The sequence below is a fragment of the Brevundimonas sp. genome, assembly GCF_036399195.1.
Lineage (GTDB): Bacteria > Pseudomonadota > Alphaproteobacteria > Caulobacterales > Caulobacteraceae > Brevundimonas.
Window position 1 is genome coordinate 13,817 of record NZ_DASWNO010000125.1, and the last position, 15,428, is coordinate 29,244.

General features: G+C 68.4%; 15 protein-coding genes. 10 read left to right on the forward strand and 5 right to left on the reverse strand.

The genetic code is table 11. The features are described from left to right. Positions 1-11: 11 nt before the first annotated feature. The 3 genes from VGB60_RS05885 to VGB60_RS05895 all read left to right on the forward strand — a co-directional run bounded on the left by VGB60_RS05885 (position 12) and on the right by VGB60_RS05895 (position 2,852). Positions 12-950, forward strand: a complete 939-nt coding sequence (locus VGB60_RS05885) for an MlaD family protein (RefSeq protein WP_331037332.1) — start codon at positions 12-14, stop codon at positions 948-950. Next, the gene (locus VGB60_RS05890) at positions 947-1,561 is read left to right on the forward strand and encodes an ABC-type transport auxiliary lipoprotein family protein (RefSeq protein ID WP_331037333.1); all 615 of its coding nucleotides are present in this window, start codon (positions 947-949) and stop codon (positions 1,559-1,561) included. Before VGB60_RS05885 ends, VGB60_RS05890 begins: the two co-directional genes overlap by 4 nt. A 97-nt stretch (positions 1,562-1,658) precedes the next feature. Continuing rightward, positions 1,659-2,852, forward strand: a complete 1,194-nt coding sequence (locus VGB60_RS05895) for an FAD-dependent oxidoreductase (RefSeq protein ID WP_331037334.1) — start codon at positions 1,659-1,661, stop codon at positions 2,850-2,852. Here the strand turns inward: VGB60_RS05895 and VGB60_RS05900 are convergent. From VGB60_RS05900 to VGB60_RS05915, 4 genes are all read right to left on the reverse strand, one after another. Beyond that, positions 2,825-3,475, reverse strand: a complete 651-nt coding sequence (locus VGB60_RS05900) for a 3-oxoacid CoA-transferase subunit B (RefSeq protein ID WP_331037335.1) — start codon at positions 3,473-3,475, stop codon at positions 2,825-2,827. The genes VGB60_RS05895 and VGB60_RS05900 overlap by 28 nt on opposite strands. Then, on the reverse strand, positions 3,475-4,179 hold the full coding sequence (locus tag VGB60_RS05905) for a CoA transferase subunit A (RefSeq protein WP_331037336.1): 705 nt from the start codon (positions 4,177-4,179) through the stop codon (positions 3,475-3,477). The genes VGB60_RS05900 and VGB60_RS05905 overlap by 1 nt, the downstream gene beginning before the upstream one ends. Before the next feature lie 90 nt (positions 4,180-4,269). Next, positions 4,270-5,049 carry a DUF1365 domain-containing protein gene (locus tag VGB60_RS05910; protein ID WP_331037337.1) on the reverse strand — a complete coding sequence of 260 codons (780 nt, stop codon included), beginning with the start codon at positions 5,047-5,049 and terminating at the stop codon, positions 4,270-4,272. Between the two features lie 13 nt (positions 5,050-5,062). Continuing rightward, positions 5,063-6,436, reverse strand: a complete 1,374-nt coding sequence (locus VGB60_RS05915; protein ID WP_331037338.1) for an NAD(P)/FAD-dependent oxidoreductase — start codon at positions 6,434-6,436, stop codon at positions 5,063-5,065. 119 nt (positions 6,437-6,555) lie between these two features. Here VGB60_RS05915 and VGB60_RS05920 point away from each other — a divergent pair, with 119 nt between their 5' ends. From VGB60_RS05920 to VGB60_RS05930, 3 genes are all read left to right on the forward strand, one after another. After that, positions 6,556-7,608: a cyclopropane-fatty-acyl-phospholipid synthase family protein gene (locus VGB60_RS05920; protein WP_331037339.1), complete on the forward strand. Its 1,053-nt coding sequence runs from the start codon at positions 6,556-6,558 to the stop codon at positions 7,606-7,608. After that, on the forward strand, positions 7,605-8,018 hold the full coding sequence (locus tag VGB60_RS05925; protein ID WP_331037340.1) for a DUF2177 family protein: 414 nt from the start codon (positions 7,605-7,607) through the stop codon (positions 8,016-8,018). Before VGB60_RS05920 ends, VGB60_RS05925 begins: the two co-directional genes overlap by 4 nt. Before the next feature lie 82 nt (positions 8,019-8,100). After that, positions 8,101-10,557 (forward strand): S9 family peptidase, encoded by a 2,457-nt coding sequence (locus VGB60_RS05930; RefSeq protein ID WP_331037341.1) that lies wholly within the window; start codon positions 8,101-8,103, stop codon positions 10,555-10,557. Between the two features lie 57 nt (positions 10,558-10,614). Here the strand turns inward: VGB60_RS05930 and VGB60_RS05935 are convergent, their stop codons facing one another. Beyond that, positions 10,615-11,472, reverse strand: coding sequence for a hypothetical protein (locus VGB60_RS05935; protein ID WP_331037342.1), 858 nt, complete (start codon positions 11,470-11,472; stop codon positions 10,615-10,617). 188 nt (positions 11,473-11,660) lie between these two features. Between VGB60_RS05935 and VGB60_RS05940 the strand changes: the two genes are divergently transcribed. From VGB60_RS05940 to VGB60_RS05955, 4 genes are all read left to right on the forward strand, one after another. Beyond that, entirely contained in the window at positions 11,661-13,073 is a 1,413-nt protein-coding gene (locus VGB60_RS05940) for a circularly permuted type 2 ATP-grasp protein (protein ID WP_331037343.1), read from the forward strand. Continuing rightward, positions 13,074-14,006, forward strand: coding sequence for an alpha-E domain-containing protein (locus VGB60_RS05945; protein WP_331037344.1), 933 nt, complete (start codon positions 13,074-13,076; stop codon positions 14,004-14,006). Positions 14,007-14,009: 3 nt separating this feature from the next. Further along, on the forward strand, positions 14,010-14,837 hold the full coding sequence (locus VGB60_RS05950) for a transglutaminase family protein (protein WP_331037345.1): 828 nt from the start codon (positions 14,010-14,012) through the stop codon (positions 14,835-14,837). 81 nt (positions 14,838-14,918) lie between these two features. Then, on the forward strand, positions 14,919-15,428 hold a 510-nt coding region (locus VGB60_RS05955), incomplete at its 3' end, for a peptidase (protein WP_331037346.1).

Genomic DNA, 15,428 nt, shown 5'->3' on the forward strand with positions numbered 1-15,428 from the left:
AGAGCCGACGCATGGAAAGAGACGCCCACTACGCCGCCATCGGCATCGCCACCGTCGCCCTGCTCGCGGCGCTGGCGGTGTTCACCATTTGGCTGGCCCGGTTGCAGTTCAACAACGACTATGACGTCTACGACATCGTCTTCTACGGACCCGTTCGCGGCCTGTCCGAGGGCGGGGAGGTGCATTTCAACGGCATCCGCGTCGGGGAAGTCACCGATCTTAATCTGGACCCGCGCAAGGGCGACCAGGTGATCGCGCGCATCCGGGTGGACGGCACCACGCCCGTTCGGGTCACCTCCCGCGCCCAGTTGGAGCCGCAGGGCATCACGGGCCTGAACTACATTCAGATCACCGCCGGCAACCCGCAGAGCGCCATCCTGAAGACCCAGTACGCCGAAAACGTCGTGCCGGTGATCCAGAGCCAGCCGTCGCCGATCGCGGAGCTGCTCAGCGGCTCCGGCACGGTGCTGGCCCAGACGGTCGACGCCTTGAACCGCATCAACCGAGTCCTGTCCGACGACAACATTCGGTCGTTCTCGACCAGCGTGAAGAACGTCGAGGCCCTGTCCAGCGAGCTGGAGGCCCGCAAGGGCATGTTCGCGCAGCTGGAGCAGGCGCTGACCAAGGCGAACGCCGCCGTCGAGGAGTATCAGCGGCTCGGCGTCAGCGCCCGGCAACTGATCGAGGGCGACGGACAGCGCGCCATGGCGAACGTCAATCGCGCGGCCGATCAAGCCGCCGAAGCGGCCGCCTCTGCCAACCGCACGATCAGCGGACTCGAACGCCCGCTCGGCGATTTCGCCACCACCGGCCTGCCGCAGCTGCAGCAATCCATCCAGACGCTCGACGACGCGACGCGCGCGCTGGAAGGGCTGATCGAGGAGGTGCGGTCCAGCCCGCGCGACTTCATCGGCCGTCCGCCGACCAAGGAACTGGAGGTCCAGCCATGAACCGTTCGAAGCTCTACCGCATGGCCGCACTCGGGGCCGTCGCCGCCGCCCTGACCGGCTGCGCCCTGCTGAAGTCGCCCGACCCGGTGCAAACCTATCGCTTCGGCGGGGCGGCGCCGGCCGCGTCGCAGACCATCGGCTCGGCTGCGCCCGCTATCGCGCTCCGGCGGGCGGAGTTTCCGGAAGCCGTGGCGGGCGACCGGCTGCTCGGCGTGACCGGGACCGAGACCGCCTACATCAAGGGCGCGCGCTGGGTCTCGCCGGCCGAGGACCTCTATATGGAGAGCCTGGAAAACGCCTTCGCTGGACAGGCCACGAGGGTCCGGGTCGTGGCGACGCGCGAGGCCGTGCGCAGCGGCCGCAGCCTTGACATCGACGTGCGCGCGTTCGAGGCCCGCTACGACTCACCGGGGGCCCCGCCGACGGTGGTCATCACCGCCCGGGCCCGCGTCACGACCTTGCCGGAGCGCAACGTCGCCGCCGAGCGGATGTTCAGCGTGGAACAGCCCGCCGCGGCCAACCGGGTGGGAGCCATCGTCGAGGCCTTCGACACCGCCACCCGCGACTTGAACACCCAGATTGTGGCGTGGACCGAGGCCAACACGCGCTAGCGCGGGGGCGATTTCGGCGACGATATGAACGCGGTCGGCCTCGCCTTCCGCGATCTTCTCCCCGATGATGCACTAGCTGTGTTCCGGGAGACTAGCGTTGGACGCCATCCTGCACCGCCGAATGGTTCTCGCCGGCCTGGGCTCCGCCGGGCTCGCGGGATGTGCCCCGGGCGTCGTATCTTCTCCATCGCTGACGCGGCCCCGCTTCCAGCGGCCGCCCTTTGCGCCGCTGCTGACGGATCCCGGTCGCCTGAGCCGTATAACCGTTTGCCTCAGGCCGTTCAGGGCGCAGGGTCCGCGCATTGAGGTAGAGACCGTCGGCGAGAAGCGGGTCGTCCACAACTACGGCCATGGGGGATCGGGGTGGTCCCTCTCATGGGGATCGGCGGCAGCGGCCCGTGATCTCGCGCTGGAGGGCGGCTTGCGGCCGGTGGCCGTCATCGGCTGCGGCGCGATCGGCCTGACCACGGCGTTGCAGGTTCTGAGGGCGGGCGCGCCGGTCACCATCTACGCAGCCGAACGTACGCCGCATACGCGCTCGGCGCGGGCTACCGGCGTCTGGTCCCCCGACTCGCGGATCGCCGCCGCGGCGGCCGTATCGGCAGACTTTCCGGCGCGGTGGGAGACGATGGCGCGGCGGTCGTGGGCGGACCACCACGCCTTCGTTGGCCTTGACGGCGACCCGGTGCGCTTCATCGATCAATACGATCTGCGGGCCGAGAGAGGCGCGAACACACCCGTTGGACCCGCGCCGACTCCGGGGCGGGTGGGCTTCGCACGCTACGGCGACCGTCTGGATGACTTAACGCCGCGATTCCGCGAACTGGCGCCAGACCAGCACCCGTTTCCCCTCACCGAGGTGGCGGTCGGGCCGGTCATGACCTTCAACGTGGCGGAATATGCGAGACAGCTGACTGAAGCGTTCCTGATGGAGGGCGGGCGGATCGTACAGCGGACGTTTGGCCATCCGTCGGAACTGGCTGGGCTGGCCGAGCCGGTGGTGGTCAACTGCACAGGCTATGGGGCGCGGGCCCTGTTCGGGGACGAGAGCGTCGTGCCCGTTCGGGGTCAGATCGCCTGGCTGACGCCGCAGCCCGAGGTGACCTATGCCCTATTCTATCGGGGCGTGGGCATGGTGCCGCGCCACGACGGCATCGTAATTCAGGCCAATGGCGCAAGCCAGATGGTCGGCTACGGGGTATCGGACGAGACGCCGGATAGAAACGAGGCCGAGCAGGCGCTCGCGGCGCTTGCTACCTTGTTTCAGCCGAGGCCCGCCGCCACGGTGTAGGCGGCCTCGGTCTTGCTCGCGACCTCGTCCAGGGTCACGCCGTCGGCCAGTTCGATCAGCTCGAGGCCGGCGCCGTCCGGCTTGACGTCGAAGACGCACAGGTCGGTGATGATGCGGCTGACCACGCCCGTGCCGGTCAACGGCAGGGTGCAGGATTTCAGCACCTTGGACTGGCCATGCTTGTTGGCGTGATCCATGACCACGACCACGCGCTTGACGCCAGCGACCAGGTCCATCGCGCCGCCCATGCCCTTCACCAGCTTGCCGGGGATCATCCAGTTGGCGATGTCGCCGTTCTCGGCCACTTCCATCGCGCCTAGGATGGACAGGTTGATGTGGCCGCCGCGGATCATGGCGAAGCTGTCCGCCGAGCTGAAATAACTGCTCTCGTGGATCTCGGTGATGGTCTGCTTGCCCGCGTTGATCAGGTCGGCGTCGACCTCGTCCTCATAGGGGAAGGGGCCCATGCCCAGCATGCCGTTCTCGGACTGGAGCGTGACCTCCATCCCGTGCGGGATGTAGTTGGCCACCAGGGTCGGAATGCCAATGCCCAGGTTGACGTAGAAGCCGTCCTGAAGCTCGCAGGCGGCGCGGGCGGCGAGCTGTTCGCGGGTGCGGGCCATTACGCGGACTCCCTCTGACGGACGGTGCGCTGTTCGATGCGCTTCTCGGGCAAGGTCAGGACGATGCGGTCGACGTAGATGCCCGGCGTGTGGATATGGTCCGGGTCGAACGTCCCGGTCGGGACGATGTGCTCGACCTCGACGACAGTGACCTTGCCGGCCGTCGCCATCATCGGATTGAAGTTGCGGGCCGTCTTGCGGAACTGGAGATTGCCGCGACCGTCGGCCTTCCACGCCTTGACGATGGACAGGTCGGCGACGAGGCCGGTCTCCATGACATAGTCGCGGCCATTGAAGTTGCGGACTTCCTTGCCGTCGGCGACCAGCGTGCCGACGCCGGTAGCGGTGAAGAAGGCCGGAATGCCGGCGCCGCCGGCGCGGATGCGCTCGGCCAGAGTGCCCTGCGGGTTGAACTCGAGCTGCAGCTCTCCGGCCAGGTACTGGCGCTCGAACTCCTTGTTCTCGCCGACGTAGGACGAGATCATCTTGGCGATCTGGCGGGTGCCCAGAAGCTGGCCGAGGCCGAAGCCGTCGACTCCGGCATTGTTGGAAATGACGGTCAGATCCTTGACGCCGCTGTCGCGCAGGGCCGCGATCAGGTGCTCGGGAATGCCGCACAGGCCGAACCCGCCGGACATGACGGTCATGCCGTCGAAGGTCAGGCCCTCCAGCGCGGTCGCCGCGTCGGGGAAGATCTTCCGCATCGCTTCCTCATGATTTTCACCACCTGATGAATATCGGCGGCGTCTCTGGCTCAATACGGCGATGCGCCCACGGCGGCAAGGCCGCCACGTTCAGACAGAGTGGCCCACCGTGACCGGCCGCACGGGTTTGGGACCGCGATGGCGGTAGCGCGCGCCTTTCAGGATCATCTTCAACGCCTCCCAGTGAATGCCCGCCGTCACCTTCCAGGTCAGCAGAGGATGGGTGAGAAAGGCGCGGAGCAGCTGGGCGTCGGTCAGCCGCCGGCGGGCGCCGCTGAATCCGGCGGTCAGGATTGGCGTTTCGCCCCGTCGCACGCCGACGACGATCGACACGGTCGCGCCCGGGGGCTGGACGGTGAAGTCGTAGGTCAGGTCACGGTCCATGAAGGGCGAGACGAAGAACCGTTTGTCAGCCGTCTGCCGCACGGCTTCGTCGTCCATCACCGGCGTGGCGACGAGATAGCTGTGACGCTCGCGGAAGGTGTTGGTGACTTCGTACAGCAGGGCGGCCAGCGTCCCGTCCTGTCGATGGCAGAAGAAGACGCTGATCGGGTTGAAGCCGTAGCCGAGGATCCGCGGCATGGTCAGCAGCCGGATCGGACCGCCCCCGATGTCGATGTTCGCGGCGGCGAGGTGCTCTTCGATCTGAACCCGCAAGGGGCGACCGGAGCGGTCGCCGTGGTCGGAAGTCCGCAGGGTGATCGGAGCGAACCGCCTGCGAAGCAGCCGCAGGCGACCCTGCAACGAAGGCAGTTCGTCGAGATCGACCAAGACCATCCAGAGCCGGTAGCGCAGGCGATGGGTGAAGTCGCGGCTGCGCTGGTGCACGACCTCGCCGACATAGATGCTGCTGCGGGCCGCGGACTCCATCAGGACGGATGTATCACGCGGCCTCGGTCATGAGGTCACGCGCGTGAGGGTCGGCGCCGAGATGGATTCGCCCGCTCTCGTCCTCCACCGACCAGGGTCTGCGCACTCCGCCCAGCTGTTCCGCGACCGCCAGGCCGGCCTGCAGCCCGTCCTCGTGGAAGCCGGAGCCGAACCACGCCCCGGCGAACCAGACATTGCGGCGGCCCTGCAGGCCCCATAGCTCCCGCTGCGCCGCCACTGCCGCGCCGTCGAATACGGGGTGCTCGTAGTCCCACTCGCCGAGCACCAGCTCGGGGTCGGGCTCCACGGCGGGGTTCAGGCTGACGAACAGCGGCGGGCCAGGCAGGCTCTGCAGCTCGTTCATCCAGTAGGTGACGCCGCCTTCTCCGGCTCGGTCGGAATAGCCGAGATGGGTCCATGCCGCCCAAGCCTTGCGCCGCTTCGGCATCAGAGACGTGTCGCGGTGCAGGATCACCCGGTTGGGGCGGTAGGCGATGGACCCGAGCAGCCGGCGGTCCTCCGCGGACGGGGCCTCCAGCAGCGCCAGCGCCTGATCCGAATGGGTCGCCAACACCACGGCGTCGAACCGCTCCAGCCGCCCGTCGGCGAAGCGCAGCGCGGCGCCGTCGAGTCCCCGCAGGACGCCGGTGACGCCGGCGTTCGTGACGATCCGGCCCCGGAACGCTTCAACAAGACGGCTGACGTAGGACCGGCTGCCGCCGTCTACTGTGCGCCAGGTCGGCTTCAGGTCCACCCGGAGCAGGTTGTGGTTCATGTAGAAGCGCACGAAGGACGCCGCGGGATAGCTGGCCATCTGTCCCATGGTGCAGGACCAGATCGCCGCCGCCTGCGGCAGCAGGTGGGCTTCCCGGAACAGCGGGCCGTAGCCGCCGCGTGTCAGATAGGCCTCCAGCGTCTCGCCGGAGCGTTCCAGCTCTGGCAGATCGCGCGGCGCCTGTTTCTGGAATCGCAGCAGATCGCCGATCATGCGCCAGAACTTCGGGCTGGCGTAGTTGCGCTTCTGGGCGAACAGGGCGCCCAGCCCCTGGCTGCAATATTCGAAGGCGCCGTCGTCGATCGACACCGCGAAGGACATCATCGCCGGCTTGGTCGGCACCTGCAGGTGCGCGAACAGCGCCGTCAGATTGGGATAATTGCTCTCGTTGTAGACGATAAAGCCGGTGTCGACGGGCACCGGCGCGCTGGGGGAGGGGGCGTCCACCGTGTTGGAATGGCCCCCGACACGGCTGTCCGCCTCAAACAGCGTCACGTCGTGTTCCTGCGACAGCAGCCAGGCGCAGGACAGTCCCGCGACGCCGGAGCCGACGACCGCGATGCGCTGCCCGCGCGGCGAAGCGGCGGTGTCTGAAACGAGGTGCGGGGACATGCCGACTCCGGGTGAAGTTCGGCAAAGCTACGGTTCCGCTGCAATGTCGGATGCCTAACACTCATCCGGACGCCCCCGCGGGCCGTAGCTGAGCCGTTCGCCGTCGTCAGGAACCGCCCATGAACATCGCCAACGTCGCCATTCGCCGCTTGCAGGACGCGCCATTTCCGGACTTCATCGCCCGCCCCGCGATCGACAGCCTGGTCTCGGAGGCCCGCCGTCGGCTGGACCGAGAGGGGCCCCACGATCCGGCCGCCTTCGCCCGCGACATGGCCCGCCGCGCGATCGCCGAACACGCGGCGGCGGCGAATGAACAGCATTACGAACTGCCGCCGGAGTTCTTCCGGATCTGCCTCGGCAAGCGGCTGAAATACTCCTGCTGCCTCTACACCTCGCCCAACGCGACGCTGGACGAAGCCGAGGAGGCGGCGCTAGCGGAGACCTGCGAACACGCTGGCCTCGCTGACGGCCAGCGGATCCTCGAACTGGGCTGCGGCTGGGGCAGCCTCAGCTTGTGGATGGCCGAGCGCTATCCGCGGGCGTCGATCACCGCCGTCTCCAACAGTCACGGCCAGCGCGGCCACATCGAGGCGGAGGCGAAGGCGAGGGGGCTGACGAACCTGACGGTCATCACCTGCGACATGAACGAGTTCGAGGCGCCGACGCCGATGGGCGAGGGCTACGACCGGATCGTCTCGGTCGAGATGTTCGAACACATGGCCAACTGGCGCGCCCTGCTGACGCGGGCCGACGGCTGGCTGAAGCGGGACGGGCGGATGTTCGTCCACGTCTTCACCCACCGCGACGCGCCGTACCGCTTCGACCACACCGACAGCGGCGACTTCATCGCCCAGCATTTCTTCACCGGCGGCGTCATGCCGAGCCGGAGCCTGATGCATCAGTTCGGCGACGTCTTCGGCGTTGAGCAGGAATGGACCTGGAGCGGGGTCAACTATCAACGCACGGCCGATCACTGGCTGGCCAACATGGACGCTAACGCCGACCGGGTGATGGAGCTGATGCGGGAGACCTACGGGGCCGACGCGGCGCTGTGGCGGCGGCGCTGGCGGCGGTTCTACCTCGCCACCGCAGGTCTGTTCGGAAACGACGACGGCGCCACCTGGGCGGTGAGCCACTATCTCTTGAAGCCGGTCCGGGGAGCCACGGCATGATCAAATATGTAGCCGCCTATCTCGGCGCCGGACTGACCTTCGCCGTCATCGACGCGGTCTGGCTGACCCTGATGACCAACCGACTGTACAAGCCGGTGCTGGGCCCGATCCTTGCGGACAAGCCCGACATGAAGGCGGCGGTGCTGTTCTACCTGATCTCGATCGGCGGGACCGTCTTCCTGGCGATCGAGCCGGCGCTGAGGGAAGGCGCCTGGCAGAGGGCGGCCCTCAACGGGGCGGTCCTCGGCTTCGTCGCCTACGCCACCTACGACCTGACCAACCAGGCCACGCTGAATGTCTGGTCGGCGCGACTGACGGTCATCGATCTGTGCTGGGGCACGATGCTGACAACGGTGTCGGCCCTCGGCGGATACTTCGCCGCGCGTTGGGCCGAAGGCCGGTTCGGCTGAGGATATGACCCGCCCTTGACCACCCGAGAGGACCGGCCCTAGCGTGCCCGGCCCGTTCGGGCATGACCCAGGGGAAGTTCGCATGCGTCGTCAGTTGCTCAGCCGGGCCGTGCCCGCCTTCGTTATGCTCGCCGTCCTCGCCGGCCCCGTGCTGGCGCAGGAAGGTCAGACCTACCAGCAGCCGCCGGCTCCGATCGCGGACATCCTCGACAGCAAGCCCACGCCGACGCCGTCGCTGTCGCCCGACCGCAGCACCATCGCCCTGTTCGAGCGCGCCAACCTGCCGCCGATCGCGGAGCTCGCGGAGCCGATGCTGCGGCTGGCGGGATACCGGATCAATCCCCGCAACAACGGGCCGGCCAACAGCCGGGTCAACTGGCTGACAGGTCTCAGCTTCCAGCCGGTGTCCGGCGGCGCGGCGCGGGCCGTGCCGCTGCCGGCCGGCGCCCGCTTCATGTCGCCGAGCTGGTCGCCCGATGGGAAGACGGTGGCCTTCCTGATGGACGCGCCAACCGGTCTCGAACTGTGGACCGCGGACGTCGCGGCCGGCACGGCCCGCAGGCTGACGGACGCGCGGGTCAACGCCGCCGCCGGCGCCGGGTTCAACTGGATGCCTGACAGCTCGGGTCTTGTCGTGCGGATGACGCCCGCTGGCCGGGGCGCCGCGCCCGACGTCAGCCGCCCCCCGGCGGGTCCGACCGTGGCCGAGAGCATGGGCCGCGCGGCGCCGGTGCGGACTTATCAGGATCTGCTCGGCGACGCCGGCGACGAAGCCCTGTTCGACCACTACTTCACCTCGCAGCTGACGTTCGTGCCGTTGAGCGGCGCGCCCCGCACGCTCGGATCTCCGGCGGTCTATCTCGGCGCCGGAGTTTCCCCAGACGGCCGCTATCTGCTGCAGACGACGGCGAAGCGGCCGTACAGCTACGTCGTGCCCGCCGCCCTGTTCCCGGCCGACGTGGTCGTGACCGACCTTCAGGGCCGGGTTCTTCACCGCGTGGCCGACCTGCCGCTGAGGGACAATGTGCCGACGCCCTTCGACGCGGTGGCGCCGGGTCCGCGCTCGGTGCAGTGGCGCGCCGACGCGCCCGCGACGCTGGTCTGGACCGAGGCGCAGGACGGCGGCGATCCCCGCACCCCGGCTGAGGTGCGGGACCGAGTCTTCAGCCTCGCCGCCCCGTTCAATGGCCAGCCGACGCGCCTCATCGACCTGAAGGAGCGCTACGCCGGAATCACCTGGGGCGACGCCGATACGGCGCTGGTCACCAGCCGCTGGTTCAACACCCGGCACGAGACCCGCCACGTCCTCGACCCGTCGAACCCGGGGCAGGACCGGGTGTTGATGGAGCGCAACTATCAGGACCGGTACAACGACCCCGGCTTCCCGCTGACCGAGCCGAACGCCAGCGGCTTCCCGGTCATGCGCTTCGCGTCGGACGGCCGCGTGCTGGTCAGCGGCGACGGCGCGACCCGCGAGGGGGAGTATCCGTTCCTCGCCGCCATGGACCTGGACACCGGTCAGGCCGAGCGCATCTGGACCTCGGCCAGCGGCGACTACGAGAGCATCGTCGGCCTGCTGGACGAGCAGGGCCGTCGGCTGGTGACGCGGCGCGAAACGCGCAACGATCCGCCCAACCTGTTCGTCCGCGACCTCGGCGCTGCGCAGCCGAATGCGTTGACCACCTTCCCCGACCCGGCGCCGCAGCTCGCGGGCGTGACGCGCCAGCTGATCACCTACACCCGCGCCGACGGGGTGCAGCTGTCGGGCACCCTCTATCTGCCCGCGGGCTACGACAAGAACCGGGATGGGCCGCTGCCGCTGGTGATGTGGGCCTATCCGGCCGAGTTCACCGACGCCGCCGTGGCTGGGCAGGTCGTCGACACCGCCAACCGGTTCGTGCGGCCCGGCGGCTCCAGCCACCTGTTCCTGCTGACCCAGGGCTATGCGGTGCTTGACGATCCCTCGATGCCCATCGTCGGCGTGAACGGGGCAGAGCCCAACGACACCTATATCCAGCAGCTCAGCGACAGCGCCCGCGCGGCCGTCGATGCCGTGGTGGAGTTGGGGGTGGCCGACCGCGACCGGATCGCGGTCGGGGGGCACAGCTACGGCGCCTTCATGACCGCGAACCTGCTGGCTCACACGGATCTGTTCCGCACCGGGATCGCGCGGTCGGGCGCCTACAATCGGACACTGACGCCGTTCGGCTTCCAGGCCGAGCAGCGCAGCTATTGGGAGGCCACCGACACCTATCATCAGATGTCGCCCTTCACCTACGCCAACCGGGTCAACGAGCCGATCCTGCTGATCCACGGCGAGGCCGACGACAACCAGGGCACCTTCCCGGTCCAGTCGGAGCGCTTTTACGCCGCGCTGAAGGGGCATGGCGCGACCGTGCGTTATGTGGTCCTGCCGCTCGAGGCCCATGGCTATCGGGCGCGGGAGTCGGTCGGCCACACCCTGTGGGAGATGACCCGCTGGCTGGACCAGTACGTCAAGAACGCGGGGCCGCGGGCGACGGCGGGCGGCGCCAACTGATCAAAAGAAAAGGGCCCGGTCCGGAGATCGGGCCCTTCGTCATGCCGGATGCGCCTGTCAGCGCTTGTCGGCATCCTGTGTGCCGACGCCGCCGTCGGACACGTCGCCGACGATCGGGTTTTCAGCCGGCGTCTTGTGCTCGCCAGACGCTTCCGAGCGCGGCCGCGTCTGGCGCCAACTGTCGAAGTCGGACGAGAATCTCTGGCGGCGTTCGTTGCGCCAGTCGGTGTAGTCCTTGTCGAAGGCCGAGAGCTGCTGCTCGCGCCAGTGCAGGTAGTCCGGCTCGAACTCGTGGTGTTCGTGGCTCTGACCACCCATGCTGCCGCCCGAGCCTTCCCAGATCTGGCGGCCGGGGGCGTAGCCGTGGTCGCTGTAGCCCTGCTGCGAGTGGCTCCCTTGGCCCTTGCCGTAGCCGCCGCTCCTCGCTGAGCCGCCGCCCATGGCCGACCCGCCGTAGCCGCCGCCCTGGCTGTATCCGCCGCCCTGCGGTGAACCGCCGCCATAGGACGGGTCCTGGTCACGACCACCCTGGCTTTGAGCATAGCTTTGACCGTAGCTCTGGCTGTAGCCCTGGCTGCGCAGTTGGCTCTGCTCAGGGCCAGGGCCGTAGGGCGCGCCGCCGCTCATGCCGCCTTGGGCGCCGCCTGCTTGAGACCGGTCGCCGGTCCAGCCGCGAGACATGCCTCCGCCATGGCGGCTCTGCTGATCCTGCCCGTAGCCCATGCCGCTGGAGCCCGACATCTGGCGGTCATGCTGCCCCTGACCGCGGAAGGCCTCGGCGGTCCGACCGCCATCACCCTCGGTCCACGAGCGTTCCTCGCCGTGACGCTGGTCCCGCATCTCCCAACGGTGCTCGTCGTGCTCGCCTCCGCCGTGTTCGTTTCGCGGCCGGTTGTTGTTGAACGGGTTCTGCATGGTTCTGCTCTCCGTGGATGGAGCTCGAAAAACCGGGTGCAGCCTGTGCTGTTCCGCCGATCACGCGGACCTGACAGCCTTGGCCTTAAGTCGGGGGGCGGCTTGAACCGTTTGCCATTCCCCGCCATTCCTGTTGCGCCAGCGGAGCCTGTCGGGCCACGCTGCACCATCGATGCAGCGGGAGCGGTATGGCCTTCGACGAGATGTCAGGTGACGGCGGGGGCGTTCGCGATCCCTATCGCGGGTTGGCGCGCTGGCTAGAGGAGGCGCCCGAGGGCCTGCTGCAGGCGCGCTCGCGTCAGGCCGAGCTGTTCTTCCGCCGGATGGGCATCACCTTCGCGGTCTACGGCGAAGCCGAGTCCAGTGAGCGGCTGATCCCTTTCGACGTGGTGCCGCGGATCATCGGCGCGTCCGAGTGGGCGGGGCTGGAGGCAGGACTGATCCAGCGCGTCGAGGCGCTGAACCTGTTCCTGAGCGACATCTATGGGCCGCAGGAATGCCTGAAGGCCGGAGTGCTGCCGCCCGAGCTGGTGCTGACCAACCCGCACTACGTGCCCGAGATGCAGGGGCGACGCCCGCCGCGCGGGGTCTGGGTCCATATCGCCGGGGTCGATCTGGTGCGGACCGGCGAGGACGGCTTCTACGTGCTGGAGGACAACTGCCGCACGCCGTCCGGGGTCTCCTACATGCTGGAGAACCGCGAGATGATGATGCGGCTGTTCCCCGATCTGTTCGCCGACTATCCGGTGCGGCCGGTCGAGACCTACACCGACATGCTGCTGCAAAGCCTGAGAGCCTGCGCTCCGGAGGCGGCGGGATCGGATCCCACCATCGTGGTCCTGACGCCGGGGCCGTTCAACTCGGCCTATTACGAACACTCCTTCCTGGCCGACAAGCTGGGGGTGGATCTGGTCGAGGGGCGGGACCTGTTCGTCGACGACGGCAAGGTCTTCATGCGCACCACGCAGGGCCGTCAGCAGGTCGACGTCGTCTATCGCCGAATCGACGACGCCTATCTCGATCCGCTGACCTTCCGGCCGGATTCCTCGCTGGGCGTCCCAGGGCTGATGACAGCCTATCAGGCGGGGACGGTGACGCTCGCCAACGCGGTCGGGACCGGCGTGGCCGACGACAAGGCGGTCTATACCTATATGCCGGAGATCATCCGCTTCTTCACCGGCCAGGAGCCCATCCTGAAAAACGTCCCAACCCTCAGATGCCGGGAGCCGCAGGCGCTGAAAGAGGTGCTGTCGAACCTCGACCAGTTGGTCGTGAAGGAGGTCGGCGGCTCGGGCGGCTACGGCATGCTGGTCGGGCCCGCGGCGTCGAAGAGCGAGGTCGAGGCCTTCCGCAAGCGGCTCGTCAACGACCCCGACGACTTCATCGCCCAGCCGACGCTGGAGCTGTCGACGGCGCCGACGCTGGACAGGGGCGAACTGTGCGGCCGGCACGTCGATCTGCGGCCTTTCGTGCTTTCGAGCCCCGACGGCGTGCGCGTGGCGCCGGGCGGGCTGACGCGCGTGGCGCTGAAACCCGGTTCGCTGGTGGTTAATTCCAGCCAGGGCGGCGGGACCAAGGACACCTGGGTGCTGGATGTCTGAATGCTGAGCCGCACCGCAGACAGCCTGTACTGGACCGGCCGCTACATCGAGCGCGCGGACTTTCTCGCGCGGATTCTCGAGGCGACGATCCGGCTGGCGGCTATTCCGAGCCGCGGGGACGGCGACGCCGGGACGGTGTGGGCCAGCGCCCTGGCCTGCGCCAGCGTGCCGAAGGCCCTCGGCCGATCGCCCACCGAGAAGTCGGTGCGGGAATACCTGGCTTTCGCGCCCGAGAACCCGTCTTCGATCGCCGCCTGCATCACCCGCGCCCGAACCAACGCCCGGTCGGTGCGCACCGCCCTGACCGTTGAGGTTTGGGAGGCGATCAACGGGGCCTGGAACGGGCTGGAGGACCAGGGGCAGCCCAGCCGGCGCGATGACTTCACGCGCTTCCTGGAGTGGGTGAAGGCGATGACGCTCGCGGTCGAGGGCGCCACCAGCCGCACCATGCTCCGCAACGACGGCTACTATTTCCTGCGTCTCGGGGCCGCGATCGAGCGGGCCGACAACACCGCCCGGCTGCTGGACGTGAAATACCACCTGCTGCTGCCCGAGGGCGAACGGGTCGGCGGGCAGCTGGACTATTTCCAGTGGACTACCCTGCTGCGCGAGGTCTCGGCCCTGACCGCCTACCGCTGGGTCTATCGCGACAGCGTCAAGCCGTGGCTGGTCGCCGACCTGCTGGTTCTGAACCGCCAGATGCCGCGCTCCCTGGCCAGCTGCCAGGCCTCCATCGTCCGCTATCTGGAGCGGCTGGCCAACGACTACGGCCGGCGCGGGCCGGCGCAGCGGCTGGCGGCGGATCGCATGCGCGCGTTCGACAACTCGCGCATGGACGACATCTTCCAGTCCGGCCTGCACGAATACATCCAGGCCTTCCTCGGCGAGAACGGTCGGCTGGGGCAGGCCATCCACGAACAGTATCTGAGCTGACGCGTGCGCATTCATATCGACCACGCGACCACCTATGCCTACGACCGGGCGGCGCGGTTCATCATCCAGACCCTGCGCCTGACCCCGCGTTCGTCGGAGGCCCAGCAGGTTCGCCACTGGCGCGTCGAGACCAATGTCGACGCGCGCCTGCGCCGCTCGGAAGACGCCTTCGGCAACATCGTCCACACGCTCTATACGGAACAGCCGACCCAGACGCTGACGGTCCGCGTCTCGGGCGAGGTCGTGACGACCGACACCGCGGGGGTGGTGCCGCCGGATCAGGAGACGTTGTCGCCGACCGTCTTCCTGCGCGACACGGCCCTGACGCGCCGGGACAAGCTGATCTCGGTCTTCGCCTCGGAGTTCTCGGCCCATCCGCCGCTCGACCGCCTGCACCGGCTGATGGCCGGCATCCATGGTTCGGTGTCGTTCGAGGTCGGCGTGACCACGCCGACCCACACCGCGGCGGAGGTTCTGGCGCTCGGACGGGGGGTCTGTCAGGACCACGCCCACGTCTTCATCGCCTGCGCCCGGCAGATGGGGGTGCCGGCGCGCTACGTCTCGGGCCACCTGCTTCGGCGCGACGGCCAGGACGAGCAGGACGCCGCCCACGCCTGGGCCGAGGCGTGGATCGACGGTCTGGGCTGGGTCGGCTTCGACCCCGCCAACGGCATCTGTTCCACCGACCGCTATGTGCGGGTGGCCGCCGGGTTGGACTATCTCGGCGCGGCGCCCGTTCGCGGGGCCAGCTACGGCGGCGGCGGGGAGCGGCTGTCGGTTCGGCTGAACGTGCGTGATGCCGACATGCAACAGGGTCAGCAGCAGGCCTGACTCTCCCCCGCATAGGGGAACCCTTGGGATGCGAATCTGCTACCGTTCCCCGATGACTGCCGTTCGCGAGTGGCGGACCGCATGACCTACTGCGTGGGCATGCTGGTCGAGGAAGGTCTGGCGATGATCGCCGACACCCGCACCAATGCGGGGGTCGACAACATCTCGTCGTACCGAAAGCTGCACGTCGTCGACCGCCCCGGCGACAGGGTCCTGTCCGTCGCCACCGCCGGCAACCTGTCGGTCACCCAGACCGCCCTGGCCATGGTCCGCGACGGCGTCCACCTGAACGTCGGCGAGGAGCCCGAGACACTGGAGACGGCGCACAGCCTGTTCCGCTGCGCCCAGCTGCTCGGCCACGCCCTGCGAAGCGTGCGTCAGTCCATCGCGCCGGCGTTGCAGGCCGACAGCCTGAACACCTCGGCCTCGATGCTCTTCGGCGGCCAGATCAAGGGCGGCGAGATGGGCCTGTTCCTGATCTACAGCCAGGGCAATTTCATCGAGTGCGGACGGGACACGCCCTATCTGCAGATCGGCGAGCTGAAGTACGGCAAGCCCATCCTGGAAAGCGGCCTCGGCTACGAGACGCCC

Coding starts and splice junctions, on each gene's coding strand:
- VGB60_RS05885 (WP_331037332.1), top strand. CDS start 12: ATGGAAAGAGACGCCCACTACGCCGCCATCGGCATCGCCACCGTCGCC.
- VGB60_RS05890 (WP_331037333.1), top strand. CDS start 947: ATGAACCGTTCGAAGCTCTACCGCATGGCCGCACTCGGGGCCGTCGCC.
- VGB60_RS05900 (WP_331037335.1), bottom strand. CDS start 3,475: ATGGCCCGCACCCGCGAACAGCTCGCCGCCCGCGCCGCCTGCGAGCTT.
- VGB60_RS05905 (WP_331037336.1), bottom strand. CDS start 4,179: ATGCGGAAGATCTTCCCCGACGCGGCGACCGCGCTGGAGGGCCTGACC.
- VGB60_RS05910 (WP_331037337.1), bottom strand. CDS start 5,049: ATGGAGTCCGCGGCCCGCAGCAGCATCTATGTCGGCGAGGTCGTGCAC.
- VGB60_RS05915 (WP_331037338.1), bottom strand. CDS start 6,436: ATGTCCCCGCACCTCGTTTCAGACACCGCCGCTTCGCCGCGCGGGCAG.
- VGB60_RS05920 (WP_331037339.1), top strand. CDS start 6,556: ATGAACATCGCCAACGTCGCCATTCGCCGCTTGCAGGACGCGCCATTT.
- VGB60_RS05925 (WP_331037340.1), top strand. CDS start 7,605: ATGATCAAATATGTAGCCGCCTATCTCGGCGCCGGACTGACCTTCGCC.
- VGB60_RS05930 (WP_331037341.1), top strand. CDS start 8,101: ATGCGTCGTCAGTTGCTCAGCCGGGCCGTGCCCGCCTTCGTTATGCTC.
- VGB60_RS05935 (WP_331037342.1), bottom strand. CDS start 11,472: ATGCAGAACCCGTTCAACAACAACCGGCCGCGAAACGAACACGGCGGA.
- VGB60_RS05940 (WP_331037343.1), top strand. CDS start 11,661: ATGGCCTTCGACGAGATGTCAGGTGACGGCGGGGGCGTTCGCGATCCC.
- VGB60_RS05945 (WP_331037344.1), top strand. CDS start 13,074: ATGCTGAGCCGCACCGCAGACAGCCTGTACTGGACCGGCCGCTACATC.